Below are 17,450 nucleotides of genomic sequence, written 5' to 3'. Positions count from 1 at the left end.
TGCCTGAGCGCCTGCAGGCGCTGCAACGGCTCGGCGTGCCGCGCGAAGCCGACGGGCCGCTGGCCGCCGCGGCCGCCAGCTCCACGTTCGACACGCTGTCGCGCGAACTGAAGGACGGCAAGCTGCGCCTGGCCGTCACGCGCCGCGAATTCCTGCTGCTCGAATGCCTGATGCGCAGCCCCAACGCGCCGGTGCCGCGCGATCAACTGATTCGCTACGTGTGGCAGGACAAGGAGGACGTCGATCCGTCGAGCGTGAACCTCGTGGTGTCGCGGCTGCGCCGCAAGCTCGCGCGCCATCTGCCCGACGTGAAGATCGATACCGTCAGCCGCTACGGCTATCAGGTGACGCTGCCGGACGCCTGACGCGCGCGTTGCACGAAGAAAACCGCCTCGCCACCAACGACAAGGGCGCACTGCCAGCCGGCAGCGCGCCCTTGTTGCATGGGCCGCGATGATCAGGAGCCGAAGAACGGCACGCAGAAATCGGGCGGCCCGACGCAATCGCCGGGACCATTGGGGCGCGCGGCGGCGCAGCCGGACAGCATGGCACCGGCGGCCATCGCGACGAGCGCGAGGCGGGCGGTGCGAACGAGCAGAGGACGAAGCTTCATGTCGGGCGAGTGGGGCGATGACGGCAGCGAGGAGCGGGAGGCGTGATGCGAACGCGGTGCCTGCGGGCCGGCCGGCGCGTGCGAGGGATGGTGCGCGGGATGGTGCAACGCGCGCGGAAGGCCGGCCGTGCAGCGGCGTGCATCAGTGTGCATAGAGCGTCGAATTCAGATACTTGAGCTGGCCGTCCTGTTCGGCATGCACCAGCTCTCCATACACCTGGGCGCGGGTCATTTCATGGGTCGGCTGGCCGTACGGCTGCGCATAGGTCTGGGTGCCCGACTGCGCCGTCCAGGTGCTTGCGGCGCCGCCCGGTACGCCGTCCTTGCTGGCGGCGGGCACCCTCTGCGTGGTCGTGGCGGCCTGCCCTGAGACTGTGTTGGCAAAGGCGGGGACGGCAAGCGCGGCAAGCAGCGCGGCGGCGACGATCTTCGCGGAATTCATGTTCGTTATCCTCATGATTGATGACTGGGTTCATCCCCGGCGCAATCGTTCTTGCGCTGCGCGTCGGGTTGACAAGAAGCATAGAGGGGGGGCGATAGCGGTTCGGCATACGCAACGTGAAAAGAAATTCATGCGTGGCGGCCAGGCTGTCGGGAACGACATGAATCGCGGGTATCGCGAAGATGAAAAAGGCTTCATTTTTCAGGGCATTTTCATAACCGCCCTGTCATGCGCACTGCCTAAATTGTGCGCCATCGCACCGCGTACGGATCGGCCATTCCACACGCGGCTAGCGGTGCGAGAAGACCGACCCACTCTAGCGAAATCATCATGAAGAAATATCTGGCAATCCCGGCGGCGCTCGCGTGCCTGCTTTCGACCGCCGCTCATGCGCAGAGCAGCGTGACTCTCTACGGCACGATCGATGCAGGCCTGGATTACATCAGCAACCAGAAATCGGGCAACGTCAGCGGCCCGTCCTACAGCGTGCAAAGCGGCAACGTGAGCACCTCGCGTTGGGGCCTGCGCGGCAATGAAGACCTCGGCGGCGGCCTGTCGGCGGTGTTCACCCTCGAAAACGGCTTCAGCGTCAACAACGGCAAGCTCGGCAACGGCGGTGACGAGTTCGGCCGTCAGGCATTCGTCGGCCTGTCGAGCAACCAGTGGGGCACCGTCACGCTGGGTCGTCAGTACGACTTCCTGGTGGACTACGTCGCGCCGCTGTCGGCGACCGGCTCCGGCTTCGGCGGCAACATCGCCGACCACCTGTTCGACAACGACAACCTCGCGAACGACACGCGCATGAACAATTCCATCAAGTTCCGCAGTGCGAACTACAGTGGATTCTCGTTCGGCGGCGCCTACGCTTTCAGCAACATGGGCGGCGGGATGTCGAACAACAACGCGTACAGCGTCGGCGCCGCGTATGCGAACGGCCCGGTCAGCCTGGGCGTGGGCTACCTGCAATCGAACAACCCGGGCGGCGTGAACACGCCGGCCAACACGGGCGGCGCGTTGAGCAGCGCGGATGGCGATTCGATGCTGGTGGGCGGCCGCTGGCGCACCTTCGGCGCGGGCGCACGCTACGCGTTCGACAAGGCCAGCGTCGGCTTCGTCTACACGCGCACGATCCTGAACAACCCGAACGAAATTTCGGAAGGCGGCTCGTACGGCAGCGTCAACGGCCAGTTGCTCACGTTCAGCAACTATGAACTGAATGCGCGCTACTTCCTGACGCCGGCCCTGACGCTGGGTGGTTCGTACACCTACACGCAAGGCCGCTTCGACAACGCCGGCCGCACGCTGGCACCGAAGTGGAACCAGTTCATGCTGCAGGCCGATTACGCGCTGTCGCGCCGCACCGACCTGTACCTCGAAGGCGTGTATCGCAAGGTCAGCGGCGTGGATGGCGTGTCGGTGCTGGGCCAGGCCGGCATCTTCAACTTCGCGGCGTCGAGCAACAACCGCCAGGCTGTCGTGGCAGCCGGCATTCGTCACAAGTTCTGACCGGTCCTCGCCGGTTGAAGCAGGCCGGGCGGCGCGTGCCGCCCGGCTTTGCGCGAGGATCGATCGATTCGCGCGCTTAGGTGGCGGCGTGTCCGGTCGAGCGACCGGGTGCGCCGGTAGTGCGGTTTCCGTCTCTCTTGTTTTGCCGGCGGTAGTGGTGCGGCGAGTGGATGGCGGTGATCTTCGGCCCCATGACGCGGTTGCGTCATGGGGTTTTTTTATTAGAGTGGGCGCGTGTCTCTCACCGCTTCATATACCGCTGCGCCAACGCCTCATACAACGGCGGCGCAAAAAACTTCGACGTCTGGCTCGCAATCAACGCCGTCGCCATCAGCGAAATCACCAGCGTGTGCCCGTTGATCATCTCGATGACGATTACGAACGCCGTGATCGGGCTTTGCGTGACGGCGGCGAGATATCCCACCATGCCGAGCGCGATCAGCATCGGCAACTGCATCTGGCCGAACACGAGGTGCAGCGTGTTGCCCACGCCCGCACCGATCGCCAGCGACGGCGCGAACAGCCCGCCCGGCGTGCCGGGCAGGTAGGAGCCGATCATCGACGCCATCTTGATCAGCGGATACACGGCCGACACCTGTGCGTGCCCCTCCAGCATCCCGCGCGCCTCGGCGTAGCCGCTGCCGAACGTGTGGCCGCTGCTGGCCACGCCGATCACCGCGATGACGAAGCCGCACACGGCGGCGAACTGCACGGGCCGGTTCTGCCGCAGCGCGAGCAGCCGCTCCGGCATCCAGCGCGGCGTGTTGAGCAGCAGCCAGCAGAACAGCCCGCCGAGCGTGCCGGTCAGCAGGCCGACCAGTACCACGGCCACCGCGAGCAGGTTCGGCAGATGGCCATCGATGGCGATGGTGCCGAAATAGACGTAGTTGCCCTGCAAGGCCAGCGAGACGACGCCCGCGAAGATGATCGCGGTGATCAGCACGCCGCTGGTGCGCTGCTCGAAGCTGCGCGACAACTCCTCGATGGCGAACACCACGCCGGCCAGCGGCGCGTTGAACGCGGCCGACAGCCCGGCCGCGGCGCCGGCCAGCGCGAGCTTGTGCTCGATCGCCACGCCGGAAATGCTGCGCAGCCGCGCCGGGTAGAAGCGCCGCATCGAATACATCAGCGACGCGCCCACATGGATCGTCGGCCCCTCGCGGCCGATCGTGAAGCCGCCGAGGATGGCCAGGAACGAGATGCCGATCTTGCCGACCAGGATTCGCAGCGTCAGCAGCCGGGGGCCGAGCCCGCGCACGTCGTGCAGGCTGGCGATCACCTGCGGGATGCCGCTGCCTTCCGCGCCGGGGAACCAGCGGCGCGTCAGCCACACGCCGAGCGCCGACACGGCCGGCGTGACCAATAGCGGCAACCAGAAGTGCGCGGCGTGCATGCGCTGGAACAGGTCGTAACCGAGATCGATCAGCCGCGCATAGAGCACGGCCACCAGCCCGGTGGCCACGGCCCCCATCCAGAACAGGCCGAAGTGCAGCCATCGGCGTCGTCCGCGCACGATCGTGCGGCGGTCGAAAAGGGCAGGTAAGCGCATGGGAGGGGCCGGCCGGGAAAAGAGGCATATTGTGACATAAATGTCTGGCCGGGCCGGCTGGGTATGGCTTGGGTGTCAGTCTTCTCGGTTCTCGAAGACCCAGCCGAATGCGCCGTAGAGTGCTTTGTGCTGCGCGGCGAGGTCGAGCAGGCAGCGCTCGCCCTTGCGCGTGAGGTGGACCTGCACGAGCCGCCGGTCGGCGTCGCTGGCGCGTCGCTCGACCAGCCCGGCGGTTTCGCAGCGGGATACGAGTGCGGCGGTGCCGTTTGGCGCGGCCTGCAACCGTTCGGCCAGTTCGCCGACGCTGGCCCAGGTGCGGCCGGGGAAGCCGCGCACATGCAGCAGCAACTGGTATTGCAGGGTGGTGATGCCGGCCGCGTTGGCGATTTCCTCGGAAGCCCGCAGGAATTTGCGCAGTTCGTGGCGGAACGAGGACATGGCCTCCAGGTCCTGCTTGTCGGGCGGGGTCATGCGGGGGGGCCGGGTTTGCGGCTGGTGGCGGTGCGGTTCATGGAGGGCTCGTTGCGGCGTCGGTCGGGGTGCGTAGTGTATCGAGGCTTGGCGGGGCGGCGCATGGGCATGCCCGGCCGAGTATTGGCGAAGGTGCGCGTGGAAATCAACGACCTGCATGTCGTCGCTTGCATCGCGACCTCGGCCAACGTGACTGCATCAATCCACTGACGATGCCCGTTCCTTGCGTTCAGGGCGTATCGTGCCGATCGATAAAGCGCGTCGTATCGGAGAAGCTGGGCGAGAGAAAGCGCAATGCACGCGAGAACGCGCCGATGATGATGCGATGCCCTGCTCGGTCGTACATGATCTCTTCCACCTGACCGCCTTTCTCGCGTATGCGGGCGGTGAGCCGGTCGGTATTGCCAGGGTCGACGATTTTGTCGTTTCGGCCTGCGATCAAGAGCATCGGCGGTGCGGTCCCGCTGACGTGGTTGATGGGTTGCGTCACGGCAAGGCCGCCCGGATTCTCGAAGATTTTTTCCAGTATCGGATCTTGCAAGGGAAGGAAATCGTACGGGCCGGCCAACCCGACGGCGCCGCGAATATCGCGCACCGGGTCGAGGCCGACTGCACCCAGCCAGCGTGGATCGAGCGCGAGCATGGCGACACTATACGATCCGGCCGAATGCCCGACCAGGAACAGGCGCGAGGGATCGCCGCCATACTGCGCCGCGTGGGCGCGCGCATAGGCGACCGCGTGGGCGGCATCTTCCAGGAAGTCGGGATAGCGCGCTTGCGGGTAGACGCGGTAATCCGGCACGAACGTCACGTAGCCGTGACGAGTCAGGGCGGCCGCGACGAAGCCATAGTCTTTCTTGCTGCCTTCCTGCCAACTACCGCCATACAGAAACACCACGACCGGCCGCCCCTTTCCGGCGTGCCGTTCGGCATCCCTCGGCGTATAGACATCCATGCCCTGACGCGCATCGCTGCCGTATTTGACGTCATGCACAATCGTCAGATCGTGACCTGCCGAAAGCGCATTCAAGCTGCTGACGCAGGCGTTCAAGCCCGGGAGCAAGGCCATCACGATCAATAGACGCAGCGCGCGTAAGGGCGAGCTCGAGGGCGCACGATCGCGCGTTGTCTGATGCAGGTGATTACCGTGCTGCCGGCGGAGAAAACTGCAAGGCATCATGAATTTCCTTTTTCAATATCGGCCACACGGGCGAGGTCAATGACACTTCGTCCAGATGCCCACTGTCCGGCACGACGATCAACCTGGCCTGGCCGTGAGCCTTCCGTACACGCGACACATAGTCTTGCGCGAGCGCAGGCGGCGCGATCGTATCGTCCGCACCATGGATGGCAATGACACGCACCGTGCCGGATGGCAACGCAGCGGGAGATGTGTCGGAAAAAACATCGTTTCGCCTGTCGTCGGGCGAGCCGGTCAGTGCCGCCACATCGACCCTGCATGCCTGGCGAATCGCATTCGCATCGCGCTTGAGATCGCCGAATCCGCCGAGGCTGATGACGGTCGGAATGGGGAGCGAGACGGGAACATGCAGGCTGCTGTGCGGAGGCAAATGCGAGCGGGTGGCCGCCCACAGTGCGAGTTGCGCGCCCGCCGAATGCCCGATGGCAAGCACGCGGCTCGCATCGAGATCGAGGGCGGACGCCCGGCTGCGCAATAAATCGATGGCAGCGCCCATGTCCTGGTACATGCCGGGATATCCGCCGCCGGGTTCGTCGACGCGGCGATATTCGACATTCCACGCAGCAATACCGTGTTCGGCGAGGCGTGCAGCGATCGCCCCCATTTGCGGCAGTCCGCCGTATCGGCTTTGCCAGCATCCCCCATGAACCAGGATGGCGACGGGAAACGGCCCTGCACCTCGGGGACGATAAAAGGCGACGATCTGGGACGGCGCGGGGCCGTAGTGAAAAACGGTCGTGGCGGGCGGCGCGGTTATCGCGAGGTAGGCATCCAAAGACATCGGCGCTGCCAGGCAGCGATTGGCAAAGAATGCCGCCAAGGCCAGCGTTTGAAGCAGGCGTTTGAATCCGTGCGCTGTTTTCAAGCGACGTCCCCCGGCCGACGATCGTACGTGGACCAGACAATCCCTGCGATCAACAACGCCTGGAAGGGCAGGCGCGCCAAGAGCAGACCGGGTGGAACCGATGGAAAAAGCGCCGCGTGCTGCCACATATAGACATTGGCGGGCGTCACGGCCACGGTCAGCAGGGCAAGGCCCCAACCTGCGTAGCGTCGTGTAAGCCGCGAGACGAGACCGATCACGCCGAGCAGTTCGAAGAAACCACTGATGTAGACCATCGCGTACGGCGACGGTATGGACGGTGGGACGATGCTGACGAACGCGTCGGTAAACATGAAGTGGCAGACGCCGCCAATCGAAAACCAGAGCGCGACGAACCCGAGGACCAGACGTCGGGGCAAGGGGCTGCGGAAACGGTAGTCGGGCATCCTGAGGCACGCTTATCAGATGACGGTGGCGAACATCGTGCAAGTCACGATCCCGGCATGATTGCACGTTTCGCCCCCCGCTTCGCGTTGCCGTGTTTATGCTTTTCCGAGCGACAAGGCGACCGGCCGATGCCGCCTGAACGTCCTGGCGATGCGTTCAATGAAGGCAAAAAAAAGCGTCCACCGAAACCGGCGGACGCCCAAAAGCGCGGCACGCACCACACATGCCGCAGGAGGGGGAAATTCAGATTCGTGTAGCGTCTCGCGCGCCGGTCGAGTTCGAGTTGGAAGGCGCCGCAGACGAAGCCGCCACCGGCACGGCGGCAGCCACGCCCGACGCCGCCGCAGGCGCGGCACCGGCAGCAGCGCCGCCATGCGCATCCGCCATCGCGGAGCCGTCGCCGCCCTCGTCAGACCACCCGCCGCCAATCGCCGCAATCAAGCCCACCGCCGCCAACTGCCGGCGCGTATCCAGCTCAAGCATCGCGATCTTCGTATTCAGCTCGGTGGTCTGCGCCGTCACCACATCGAGATAGCTCACCACCCCATCGCGATACCGCGACATCGAAAGCGCCAACGTCCGCTCCGCCGCATCGAGCGCTTCCTGCTGCCGATCCGCCTCATCCCCGAGGTGATGCGTCAGCGCCAGGTTGTCCTCCACCTGCTGACAAGCCTGCAACACCACCGAGCGATACTTCGCGCCGTTCTCGGCCAGCTTGGCGTGCGCCTGATCGGTGATTGCCTGGCGGCGGCCGCCGTCGAACAGCGTCAGCATCAGGCTCGGCCCGATCGACCAGATCTCGTTCGGCGCACTGAGCCAGTGGCCCAGCCCCGAGCTTTGATAGCCGCCCACCAGGCCGAGCGTGATGTCGGGGAAGAACGCCGCGCGTGCCACGCCGATCTGCGCGTTGGCGGCGGCCATGCGGCGCTCGGCGGCGGCCACGTCGGGCCGGCGTTGCAGCAGCGTGGCCGGCAGCCCGGCCGGGATCGACGGCAGGTGCGCGGTGCTCAGGTCGGCGGCCAGGGAGAACGACGAGGCCGGCACGCCGGTGAGCGTCGCAATCGCATGCTCGTAAAGCGCGCGGCGCGCCCGCACGTCCTCGGCCGAGGCGCGCGCGGAATCGAGCTGCGTCTGCGCGCGCGACACGTCGAGGTCGGACGCGATACCGCCCGCGTGGCGGCTCATGGTGAGCTTCAGCGCGTGCCGGTAGGTGTCGATGGTGTCGGCCAGCAGCTTCTGCTGCTGATCGAGCCCGCGCAGGCTGAAGTAGGCGCTGGCGAGGCTGGCCTGCAGGCTCAGGCGCACCGAGGCCAGATCGTCGGCGCTGGCCTGCGCGGTGGCGCGGCCGGCGGCCACCTCGTTGCGCACCTTGCCCCACAGGTCGAGGTCGTAGTCGAAGCCGGCTTCCAGCGTGTTGTCGCCATAGATGTCGGGCTGCGTCGCGCCGCGCAGCGGGCGCGTGTTCGACGCGCGGTTGCTGGAGATGCCCGCGCCCAGGCCGAGGGTCGGGAACAGCCCCGAGCGCGCCTGATCGAACAGCGCGCCGGCCTCGTCGTGACGCGCCATCGCGGCGGCCACGTCGGGATTGGCGGCGGCCACCTGCACTTCGAGCCGGTCGAGCACCGGATCGCGGAACGCCTTCCACCAGCCGTCGCGTTCGATGCGGTCGGCGGGCCGGGCCGTCTGCCAGCCGTCCGCTTCCTTGAACTGGGTCGGCAGCGCGGTGGCGGGCGCGTGGTAGGTCGGCGCGAACGAGCAGGCGGAGAGGAACGCGATGCCGGCCAGCACCGCGCAAAGCCTACGATTAACCATGCGCAGGCTCCGTCGAGGTCGAAGTCGGGGCTCCGCCCGGCGCGCTCAGTCTCACCGGATCGCCCGACGACAGTGAATCGGGCGGGTTGTCGATCACGCGATCGTCGGCGTCGAGGCCGGTGGCGATCTGCACGTGCGTGCCGAGATCGGTGCCGATCGTCACATTCTTCAGGAGTGCGTGATTGTCCTTGCCGATCACCGCGACCTGCAGGCCGTTCTGGCGGAAGATCAGCGAACTGGCCGGAATCGTCAGCGTATGGCCATCCTTCGGCAGGGCGAAATGCACCTCGGTGTATTCGCCGGGGATCAGCTTGCCGTCGCGGTTGTCCACCATCAACTGCACGAGCAGGGTGCCGGTGGAATCGGCGATCGAATCGTCGGTGTCCACCAGTGTGGCCTGGAACGTCTGGCCCGGATGCTCGGGCACGGTCAGCGTGGCGTGCATGCCGGCATGGATCGCGGCGGCCTCGCTCTGCGGCACGCTCACGTACACGCGCAACTGATGCACGTCCGACACCGCGAACAGCTCGGGGCCGGTGCCGCTGCCGGCCGAGATCAACTGGCCGATATCGGTCTTGCGCGCGGTGACCACGCCGTCGAACGGCGCGGTGATGCGCTTGAAGCCTTCGAGCGCTTCAAGCCTGCCGACGTTGGCCTGCGCGGCCGCGACGATCGCCTGCTTGGCGGCGAGGTCGCTGGTCTTCTCGTCGGTTTCCTGTTGCGACACCGAATCCTGCTGCAGCATCTTGGTCCAGCGCGCGGCGGTGGACGCGGCCAGCTTCTCGTTGGCCTGCGCGCTTTGCAGATCGGCGCGCGCCTGCTGGAGCTGCTGGTCGAGTTCGGGCGTGTCGATCAGGCCGAGCAACTGGCCGGATTTCACGTGCGCGCCGATGTCGGCGTACCAGGCGTGCAGGTAGCCCGACACCTGGGCGTGGATCGGCGCGTTCTCGAACGCCGACAGATGGCCCGGCAGCACCAGCGCCGAGCCGTCGCCGCCGGTGGACGGCGTGTAGGCCACCACCGTCGGCACCGCCTGCGTGGCGGACCAGGTCGTCATCTGTTGCTTGGCATGCAGGCGGCCGACGATGCCGCTGGCCACCACGCCGATCGCGACCAGGGCGGCGATCGCGGCGACGAGCTTGAGGTTGGGCAGCCGTTTCGGCGACTTGATATCGATCTCAGTGGACATGCTTGGCTCCGGACGCGGAATGGGAAGAATCGCGGGACGCGTCGTGCTTGAGCGCATCGCGGCGGTGCACGAGGCTGAACACGACAGGAACGAAGAACAGCGTGGCCAGCGTGGCGCAGGCCAGGCCGCCGATCACGGCGCGGCCGAGCGGGGCGTTCTGCTCGCCGCCGTCGCCGAGGCCGAGGGCCATCGGCGCCATGCCGATGATCATCGCCAGCGCCGTCATCAGCACCGGGCGGAACCGCGTGAAGCCGGCTTCCATCGCCGCCACCAGCGCGTTGCCGGTTTCGGCGAGCCGCTCGCGCGCGAAGCTGACCACCAGGATCGCGTTGGCGGTGGCCACCCCCATGCAGAGGATCGCGCCGGTCAGCGCGGGCACCGACAGCGGCGTGTGCGTGATGAACAGCATCCAGACGATGCCGGCCAGCGCGGCGGGCAGCGCCGAGACGATCACGAACGCATCGGCCCACGAGTGGAAGTTCACGACGATCAGCAGGTAGATCAGCGCGATCGCGCCCACCAGGCCCAGCAGCAGGCCGGCGAACGCATCGTTCATGGTCTGCACCTGGCCGCGCAGCGTGACGGTCGAGCCCTTGGGCAGATCCTTCGCGGTGGCCTTGATGATCTGGTTGATGTCGGTCGCCACCGCGCCGAGGTCGCGGCCCTGGGTGTTCGCGTAGATGTCGAACAGCGGCTCGATGTTGTAGTGCGACACCACCGCGTCGCCCATCCCGCGCGTGACCGTGGCGAGGCCGCCGAGCAATTGCGACTGGCCGCTCGCGCCCGTCACCGGCAGGTTCTGCAGCGCCGACAGCGAGGTCATGCGGTACTGCGGCGTTTGCGCGACGATCGGGTAGGACACGCCGTTCTTCGGGTTGAGCCAGTAGGTCGGGTCCACCTGGCTGGTGCCCGACAGCGACGCCACCACCGAGTTCGTCACGTCCTGCTCGGTGATGCCGAGCTGATCGGCGCGCGTGCGGTCCACCGCCAGCGTGAACTGCGGATAGGTGGTGGCCTGCTGGATGCGCGGGTCGGCGACGCCCGGGATCAGGCGCAGCTTGCGGAACAGCTCCTGCGCGTACTTCAGGTTCGCGGCCTGGTTCGGGCCGGCCACCTGCAGGTCCACCGGCGCGGGCGCGCCGAAGTTCAGGATCTGGCTGACGATGTCGGCCGGCAGGAACGAGAACGTGGTGCCCGGGTAATCGCGCGGCAGCCGTTCGCGCAGCGTCTTCACGTAGTCGGCGGTGGGCGCGTGATCCTTCGACAGCGAGATCAGGATGTCGCCGTCCTGCGGCCCGATCGTGCCGCTGTTGTTGTACGTCAGGTTGATACCGCTCTTCGGCAGGCCGATGTTGTCGATCACCTCGCGCAGTTGCGACGGCGGAATCGTGGCGCGGATGGTGTTCTCGATGCGATCGAATTCGGCGGCGGTTTCCTCCACGCGGGTGCCGACCGGCGCGCGCACGTGCAGCGAAATCTCGCCCGAATCGATGGTCGGGAAGAAGTTCCGGCCGAGCCATGGCGCGAGCAGGAACGATACCGCCACGATCGCGAGGAAGCCGATCACGAACGGCTTGCGGCGCGTGAGCGCGAGGCCGAGCAGCACGCGATAGCCGCCGCGAATGCGCTCGAAGCGGTGTTCGAACGCGCGCTGGAAGCGCACCAGCGGGTTGCGCGACGGCGGCGCGTGATGCTGGCCGCCGTGCGGGTCCATCATCGCGGCCAGTTCGCCCGAGGCGTGGCCGCCCGATGCGTGCGGCTTGAGCAGGTATTGCGCGAGCATCGGCACGAACGTGCGCGACAGCACGAACGACGAGATCATCGCGAAGATCACCGCCTTCGCCATCGGCACGAACAGGAAGCGCGAGATGCCGTCGAGCATCAGCATCGGCACGAACACGATGCAGATGCACATCAGCGACACCAGCGCCGGCATCACGATCTGGCGTGCGCCGTCGATGATCGCGGTGCGCGTGTCCTTGCCTTGCTCCAGGTGCCAGTTGACGTTTTCGATCGTCACCGTGGCATCGTCCACCAGAATCCCCACCGCGAGCGCGAGCCCGCCGAGCGTCATCACGTTCAGCGTTTCGCCGGTGGCGGCCAGCAGCGCGATGGCCGACAGCACCGCCAGCGGGATCGAGGCCGCGATGATCAGCGTCGAGCGCCAACTGCCGAGGAACAGCAGGATCATCAGCGAGGTGAGCGCGGCGGCGATCACGCCCTCGCGCGCCACGCCGCTCACGGCGCCCTTCACGAAGGTGGATTGATCGCCCAGCGTGACCAGCTTCAGGCCCGGCGGCAGCGTCTGCTCGATCAGCGGCAGCTTCGATTTCACCCCGGCGATGATGTCGAGCGTGGAGGCCGAGCCGTTCTTCAGGATGCTCATCAGCACCGCGCGGTGGCCGTCCACGCGCACGATGTTGGTTTGCGGCGGGAAGCCGTCGCGCACGTGCGCCACGTCGCGGATGTAGATCGTCGTGCCATCCACCGACTTGATCGGCAGATCGTTGATCGCATCCAGCGCCAGCGGGCTGTTGTTGAGCTTGATGTTGTATTCGAAGCGGCCGATCTTTTCCGTGCCGGCCGGAATGATCTGGTTCTGCTGCGCGAGCGCATGCGCCACGTCCTGCGCCGACAGGCCCTTCGATTGCAGCGCCTGCGGGTTCAGGTCGATCTGCACCTCGCGCGTCTTGCCGCCGTAAGGCGTCGGGATCGCCACGCCGGGCACGGACAATAACTGCGGGCGGATGAAGTTCTCGGCGGCATCCTCGAGCTTCTGTTCGTCGAGCGTGTTGCTGGTCAGCGCGATTTGCAGCACCGGCACCGTCGAGGCGTTGTAGTTCAGGATCTGCGGCGGCGTGATGCCGGGCGGCATCTGCTTGAGCACCGTCTGCGACACCGAGGTGACCTGCGCCGTTGCCGTGCGGATGTCCACGGTGGGCTGGAAGAAGATCTTGACGATGCCGAAGCTGCGGAACGATTGCGATTCGATGTGCTGCACATCGTTGACGGTGGTGCCGAGCGTTCGTTCGTAGTACGTCACGATCCGTCCGGACATGTCGTCCGGCTGCAGGCCTGAGTAATTCCAGATGACACTGATCACCGGAATGCGGATGTCCGGGAAGATGTCGGTGGGCGTGCGTAATGCCGCAAGCGGGCCAGCCAGCAAGATCAGCAGCGCCAGCACGATGAACGTGTAGGGCCGGACAAGGGCGAGCCGGACGATTTTCAGCATGTGATGCTGCTCCGTAGAAAGCGTCGTTCGGTGGGTTGGCGCGGGCGCCGCCGCATGCGGGAAAACACGGACAGGCGCCGACGACTGCATTCTGGGGAGGCCGCCCTAACAGCCGGTCGCTAAAAACATGAAAGAAGTTTCATGGCGGCGGCGCGGGGTGCGGCAGCGGGCGGCGCGCTGGCACGCGAACATGAAGCGGGGATGAAATCGAGCGTGAAAAACGCTGCGACAACGTCGCATGGCGGCGTTCGACAAGATGGTTGTGTGCGCAACCGGACAGCGGAATGCCGTGCGAGCGGCGCAAAAAAATGCCGATCAGCCGAGCATGTAGCCCGCGCCGCGAATCGTGCGGATCAGCGGCGCTTCGCCGGGCTTGTTGATCTTGCGGCGCAGCCGGCCCACGTGCACGTCGATCAGGTTGGTGCCCGGATCGAAGCGGCAACCCCACACGCCCTCGAAGATCATCGTGCGCGTCAGCACGCGGCCGGCGTGACGCATCATGAATTCGAGCACGCGGAATTCGGTGGGCAGCAGTTCCAGCTCGTGCGCGCCGAGCGCCGCGCTGCGGCGCACCAGGTCGAGCTCGATGCCGTTGGCGCGCAACACCGTTTCGGCGTGTGCGTTGCGCGGCCGGCGGCGCATCAGCACTTCGAGCCGCGCCACCATTTCGTCGAGCGAGAACGGCTTGACGAGGTAGTCGTCGCCGCCCGCGCGCAGGCCCGCGATGCGCTGATCGACTTCCGACATCGCGCTCATGACCAGCACGGGCGTGTCGAGGCCCACGCCGCGCATCGTCGAGAGGATCGTCAGCCCGTCGAGATCGGGCAGCATGCGGTCGAGCGTGACGGCGTCGTACTCGCCCGCCATCACCTTGGCGATGCCTTCGCGGCCGGTGCGCGCCACGTCGACGGTATGGCCCTGCGCGTTCAGTTGGCGCGCGATGCTGTCGGCGATCAGGACATCGTCCTCGATCGTCAGGATTTTCGACATGTGATGCGAGTCAGGCGACGGCGCGCAAGGGGGCGGTGCGGTCCGCGCCGCGATAGCGGCCCACCGAGAAATCGATGAAGCTGCGCACCTTCATGGACAGATAATTCCGGCCCGGATAAAGAATCGAGATGTTGCGCGGGCCGCCGTTGGCCGCGTAGTGGTCGAGCAGCGTGACCAGCTCGCCGCGTTCGATATCGGGCGTGACGAGCGGCTCGGGCAGCAGCGCGATGCCCATGTGGCTCAATGCCGCCACGCGCACCATCGCGCTGCCGCTGGAGGCCAGCGCCTGGCCGGTGTAGACGCGGCACACGCCGTCGTGATCGGCGAACTCCCAGGTGCGCGCGGCGCCGTCGGATACCGTCAGCAGGCTGTGGTTGTTCAGCGCGGCCGGGTCGGCCGGCGTGCCGTGGCGCGCCAGGTATTGGGGCGAGGCCACCAGCACCTCGCGCACCGTGGTCAGCGAGCGCGACACCAGCGTGGCGCTGACCAGCCGGCGGTCGTCGGAGAAGCAGACGTCGTAGCCGCCCTCGACCATGTCGATGTGGGTGTCGAAGGTGGTCACGTCGAAGCCGACGCGCGGGTGTTGCAGCCGGTAGCCGGCCAGCAGGTCGCCCAGGCCGCCGGCCGCGAAGCTCATCGACGCGGCCACGCGCAGCGTGCCGCGCGGGTCGCGGGTGGCGCGCACGAGGTTCGATTCGACCTCGTCGAGCTTTTCGATGATCACGCGGCAGCCGTCGAGATATTCGCGGCCGGCCTCGGTCAGCGACAGGCTGCGCGTGGTGCGGTTCAGCAGGCGCATGTTCAGGTGCGCCTCCAGCATGCCGACGCTGCGCGTGACGGCCGCGGCCGACATGCCGAGCTGACGCGCGGCGAGGTTGAAGCTTTCGAGATCCACTACACGCGTAAAGACGCGCATCGCCTGGAGCTGGTTCATGGTTGTACGGGCAACATTTGCGGTGCGTTCATGATCAGTGGGGCGCGTTAACAACACCGCGCCCGGAACATGAAGCTTTTTTCAGAATCGCGGCGGGGTGAGGGCCGCGGGCCGGCTCAGTTGGGCAGGCTGGTGGCCTCTCGCGCATCTTCCAGATGGCGGCCGAGCGATTCGTGCAGGCGCTCCAGGCTCAACGGCGGCAGCGCGAAACCGCTCCAGCCGAGGCCCGTGTGGCGCAGGAACAGCACCGCGCCGCCATACAGCGCGTGCTGCTCGGTGTACCAGCACGGGTCCATCTCGACCACGTACTGCTCGGAGCGCAGCGGCGCTTCCGGCACCGGCGGCTGCATCGAGGCGCGCAGCAGGCTCAGGTACTGGATCACGGCGTCCACGTCGGCCGGATCGAGGATCACCGAGGCTTTGTCGATCGACACCAGCACGGCGCTCTTGCCGTACTCGTTGATCAGTTCGATGCTCATCGGACGCGTCATTTCCGGCTCCCTGTCCAGGTCACGATGCAGCGATTATCGGACCGCGTCCTGGCTCCATTTCTGAAACAACCGTATCGCCGGATGAAACTTTGTTTAAGGAGAACGGGCGGGCCGGCGCGCGGCGCCGAACGGCGCATGAGCGGCCGGCGGTGCGGAAATCGGCGAAAATCCGGTGAAAAATGCGCGGGCGGGGCCGATTTCGTGCGATTTCGGCCGATTTGCCCCGGTTTCGAACGGTTTCCCCGGGCCGCGACAAAACTTGCCTCATAATCAGGCACCGCCGATACTTACGGGTTACGCGCATTCCCTTTCGATCACGATTTAACGGTTTTCCGTCATGACCACGATTCTTGAAAATCTCCCGACTGGCCAGAAGGTCGGTATTGCGTTCTCCGGCGGCCTCGACACCAGCGCGGCGCTGCACTGGATGCGCATCAAGGGCGCCGTGCCGTACGCATACACCGCGAACCTCGGCCAGCCGGACGAAGAGGACTACGATTCGATTCCGCAGCGTGCCCGCGAATACGGCGCCGAAAACGCCCGCCTGATCGATTGCCGCGCGCAGCTCGTGGCCGAAGGGATCGCCGCGCTGCAATCGGGCGCCTTCCACATCTCCACGGCCGGCGTCACGTATTTCAACACCACCCCGATCGGCCGCGCCGTGACCGGCACCATGCTGGTGGCCGCCATGAAGGAAGACGGCGTCAACATCTGGGGCGACGGCAGCACGTACAAGGGCAACGACATCGAGCGGTTCTACCGCTACGGCCTGCTCGTCAACCCCGATCTGAAGATCTACAAGCCGTGGCTCGACCAGCAGTTCATCGACGAACTGGGCGGCCGTGCCGAAATGTCGGAATTCATGACGAAGGCCGGCTTCGGCTACAAGATGTCGGCCGAGAAGGCCTACTCGACCGATTCGAACCTGCTCGGCGCAACGCACGAAGCGAAGGATCTCGAAAGCCTCGATTCGGGCATCAAGATCGTCAACCCGATCATGGGCGTGGCGTTCTGGCGCGACGACGTGAAGATCGCCGCCGAGGAAGTGACGGTGCGCTTCGAGGAAGGCCGCCCGGTCGCGCTGAACGGCGTGGAATTCACCGACCAGGTCGAACTGCTGCTCGAAGCGAACCGCATCGGCGGCCTCCACGGCCTCGGCATGAGCGACCAGATCGAGAACCGCATCATCGAGGCGAAGAGCCGCGGCATCTACGAAGCCCCGGGTCTCGCGCTGCTGTACATCGCCTACGAGCGCCTCGTCACCGGCATCCACAACGAAGACACCATCGAGCAGTACCGCGAAAGCGGCCGCCGCCTCGGCCGCCTGCTGTATCAAGGCCGCTGGTTCGATCCGCAGGCCATCATGCTGCGCGAAACGGCGCAACGCTGGGTGGCGCGCGCCATCACGGGCGAAGTGCGCATCGAACTGCGTCGCGGCAACGACTACTCGATCCTCAGCACGCGTTCGCCGAACCTGACCTACGCGCCGGAGCGCCTGTCGATGGAGAAGGTCGCCTCGACGTTCTCGCCGCGCGACCGTATCGGCCAACTGACGATGCGCAACCTCGACATCACCGATACGCGCGACAAGCTGCGCGTGTACGCGCAAGTCGGGCTGCTGACGCCGGGCGAGACGTCGGCGCTGCCGCAGATCAAGCAGGACGTGCAGGACAAGAAGGCCGGCGAGTAAGCGCGGCTGGCGGTATGCAGTACCCCGGCCCGGCGGCGCGCGTGAGAGACGCGCCGC

General features: G+C 66.3%; 16 protein-coding genes. 3 read left to right on the top strand and 13 right to left on the bottom strand.

The genetic code is table 11. The features are described from left to right. Positions 1-365 (top strand): winged helix-turn-helix domain-containing protein (locus ACYP33_RS09065; RefSeq protein ID WP_459621118.1); only part of this gene is annotated, 365 nt, incomplete at its 5' end. 92 nt (positions 366-457) lie between these two features. Here the strand turns inward: ACYP33_RS09065 and ACYP33_RS09060 are convergent. Further along, positions 458-613, bottom strand: coding sequence for a hypothetical protein (locus tag ACYP33_RS09060; RefSeq protein ID WP_206125583.1), 156 nt, complete (start codon positions 611-613; stop codon positions 458-460). Between the two features lie 142 nt (positions 614-755). Continuing rightward, positions 756-1,055, bottom strand: a complete 300-nt coding sequence (locus ACYP33_RS09055; protein ID WP_459621117.1) for a DUF4148 domain-containing protein — start codon at positions 1,053-1,055, stop codon at positions 756-758. Between the two features lie 330 nt (positions 1,056-1,385). Here ACYP33_RS09055 and ACYP33_RS09050 point away from each other — a divergent pair, with 330 nt between their 5' ends. Continuing rightward, complete coding sequence (locus tag ACYP33_RS09050; RefSeq protein WP_459621115.1) at positions 1,386-2,561, top strand: porin; 1,176 nt, start codon at positions 1,386-1,388, stop codon at positions 2,559-2,561. Positions 2,562-2,802: 241 nt separating this feature from the next. On the opposite strand, the gene ACYP33_RS09045 is transcribed toward ACYP33_RS09050, so the two are convergent. The 11 genes from ACYP33_RS09045 to ACYP33_RS08995 form a co-directional block, all read right to left on the bottom strand. Next, a complete protein-coding gene (locus ACYP33_RS09045) occupies positions 2,803-4,110 on the bottom strand; it encodes a chloride channel protein (RefSeq protein WP_459621113.1) in 1,308 nt (435 codons plus the stop codon). 75 nt (positions 4,111-4,185) lie between these two features. Beyond that, entirely contained in the window at positions 4,186-4,581 is a 396-nt protein-coding gene (locus ACYP33_RS09040; protein WP_459621111.1) for a MarR family winged helix-turn-helix transcriptional regulator, read from the bottom strand. A 229-nt stretch (positions 4,582-4,810) separates the two neighbouring features. After that, the gene (locus ACYP33_RS09035) at positions 4,811-5,761 is read right to left on the bottom strand and encodes an alpha/beta hydrolase (protein ID WP_459621109.1); all 951 of its coding nucleotides are present in this window, start codon (positions 5,759-5,761) and stop codon (positions 4,811-4,813) included. Continuing rightward, positions 5,724-6,647, bottom strand: coding sequence for an alpha/beta hydrolase family protein (locus ACYP33_RS09030; RefSeq protein ID WP_459621107.1), 924 nt, complete (start codon positions 6,645-6,647; stop codon positions 5,724-5,726). Before ACYP33_RS09030 ends, ACYP33_RS09035 begins: the two co-directional genes overlap by 38 nt. Continuing rightward, on the bottom strand, positions 6,644-7,051 hold the full coding sequence (locus tag ACYP33_RS09025) for a DoxX family protein (protein ID WP_459621105.1): 408 nt from the start codon (positions 7,049-7,051) through the stop codon (positions 6,644-6,646). Before ACYP33_RS09025 ends, ACYP33_RS09030 begins: the two co-directional genes overlap by 4 nt. 244 nt (positions 7,052-7,295) lie before the next feature. Then, positions 7,296-8,864 carry an efflux transporter outer membrane subunit gene (locus ACYP33_RS09020; protein ID WP_459621103.1) on the bottom strand — a complete coding sequence of 523 codons (1,569 nt, stop codon included), beginning with the start codon at positions 8,862-8,864 and terminating at the stop codon, positions 7,296-7,298. Beyond that, positions 8,857-10,053: an efflux RND transporter periplasmic adaptor subunit gene (locus tag ACYP33_RS09015; protein WP_459621102.1), complete on the bottom strand. Its 1,197-nt coding sequence runs from the start codon at positions 10,051-10,053 to the stop codon at positions 8,857-8,859. Before ACYP33_RS09015 ends, ACYP33_RS09020 begins: the two co-directional genes overlap by 8 nt. Continuing rightward, the gene (locus tag ACYP33_RS09010) at positions 10,043-13,288 is read right to left on the bottom strand and encodes an efflux RND transporter permease subunit (RefSeq protein ID WP_459621101.1); all 3,246 of its coding nucleotides are present in this window, start codon (positions 13,286-13,288) and stop codon (positions 10,043-10,045) included. Before ACYP33_RS09010 ends, ACYP33_RS09015 begins: the two co-directional genes overlap by 11 nt. Before the next feature lie 315 nt (positions 13,289-13,603). Next, positions 13,604-14,278, bottom strand: a complete 675-nt coding sequence (locus ACYP33_RS09005) for a response regulator transcription factor (RefSeq protein ID WP_459621099.1) — start codon at positions 14,276-14,278, stop codon at positions 13,604-13,606. A gap of 10 nt (positions 14,279-14,288) precedes the next feature. Further along, the gene (locus ACYP33_RS09000) at positions 14,289-15,212 is read right to left on the bottom strand and encodes a LysR family transcriptional regulator (protein WP_459621098.1); all 924 of its coding nucleotides are present in this window, start codon (positions 15,210-15,212) and stop codon (positions 14,289-14,291) included. 116 nt (positions 15,213-15,328) lie between these two features. Next, entirely contained in the window at positions 15,329-15,703 is a 375-nt protein-coding gene (locus ACYP33_RS08995; protein ID WP_414443304.1) for a hypothetical protein, read from the bottom strand. 337 nt (positions 15,704-16,040) lie between these two features. On the opposite strand from ACYP33_RS08995, the gene argG reads away from it, so the two are divergent. Continuing rightward, positions 16,041-17,393, top strand: a complete 1,353-nt coding sequence (argG, locus tag ACYP33_RS08990; protein WP_459621096.1) for an argininosuccinate synthase — start codon at positions 16,041-16,043, stop codon at positions 17,391-17,393. Positions 17,394-17,450: the final 57 nt, after the last annotated feature.

This window comes from Burkholderia sp. 3C (assembly GCF_054589155.1).
Note: the sequence above shows the minus strand (reverse complement) of the source record. Positions and strands in the feature narration are given on the sequence as shown.

What these genes read in the sequence shown, in the direction of transcription:
- ACYP33_RS09060 (WP_206125583.1), bottom strand. Translation starts at nt 613, where the DNA reads ATGAAGCTTCGTCCTCTGCTCGTTCGCACCGCCCGCCTCGCGCTCGTC.
- ACYP33_RS09055 (WP_459621117.1), bottom strand. Translation starts at nt 1,055, where the DNA reads ATGAATTCCGCGAAGATCGTCGCCGCCGCGCTGCTTGCCGCGCTTGCC.
- ACYP33_RS09050 (WP_459621115.1), top strand. Translation starts at nt 1,386, where the DNA reads ATGAAGAAATATCTGGCAATCCCGGCGGCGCTCGCGTGCCTGCTTTCG.
- ACYP33_RS09045 (WP_459621113.1), bottom strand. Translation starts at nt 4,110, where the DNA reads ATGCGCTTACCTGCCCTTTTCGACCGCCGCACGATCGTGCGCGGACGA.
- ACYP33_RS09040 (WP_459621111.1), bottom strand. Translation starts at nt 4,581, where the DNA reads ATGACCCCGCCCGACAAGCAGGACCTGGAGGCCATGTCCTCGTTCCGC.
- ACYP33_RS09035 (WP_459621109.1), bottom strand. Translation starts at nt 5,761, where the DNA reads ATGATGCCTTGCAGTTTTCTCCGCCGGCAGCACGGTAATCACCTGCAT.
- ACYP33_RS09025 (WP_459621105.1), bottom strand. Translation starts at nt 7,051, where the DNA reads ATGCCCGACTACCGTTTCCGCAGCCCCTTGCCCCGACGTCTGGTCCTC.
- ACYP33_RS09020 (WP_459621103.1), bottom strand. Translation starts at nt 8,864, where the DNA reads ATGGTTAATCGTAGGCTTTGCGCGGTGCTGGCCGGCATCGCGTTCCTC.
- ACYP33_RS09015 (WP_459621102.1), bottom strand. Translation starts at nt 10,053, where the DNA reads ATGTCCACTGAGATCGATATCAAGTCGCCGAAACGGCTGCCCAACCTC.
- ACYP33_RS09010 (WP_459621101.1), bottom strand. Translation starts at nt 13,288, where the DNA reads ATGCTGAAAATCGTCCGGCTCGCCCTTGTCCGGCCCTACACGTTCATC.
- ACYP33_RS09005 (WP_459621099.1), bottom strand. Translation starts at nt 14,278, where the DNA reads ATGTCGAAAATCCTGACGATCGAGGACGATGTCCTGATCGCCGACAGC.
- ACYP33_RS09000 (WP_459621098.1), bottom strand. Translation starts at nt 15,212, where the DNA reads ATGAACCAGCTCCAGGCGATGCGCGTCTTTACGCGTGTAGTGGATCTC.
- ACYP33_RS08995 (WP_414443304.1), bottom strand. Translation starts at nt 15,703, where the DNA reads ATGACGCGTCCGATGAGCATCGAACTGATCAACGAGTACGGCAAGAGC.
- argG (WP_459621096.1), top strand. Translation starts at nt 16,041, where the DNA reads ATGACCACGATTCTTGAAAATCTCCCGACTGGCCAGAAGGTCGGTATT.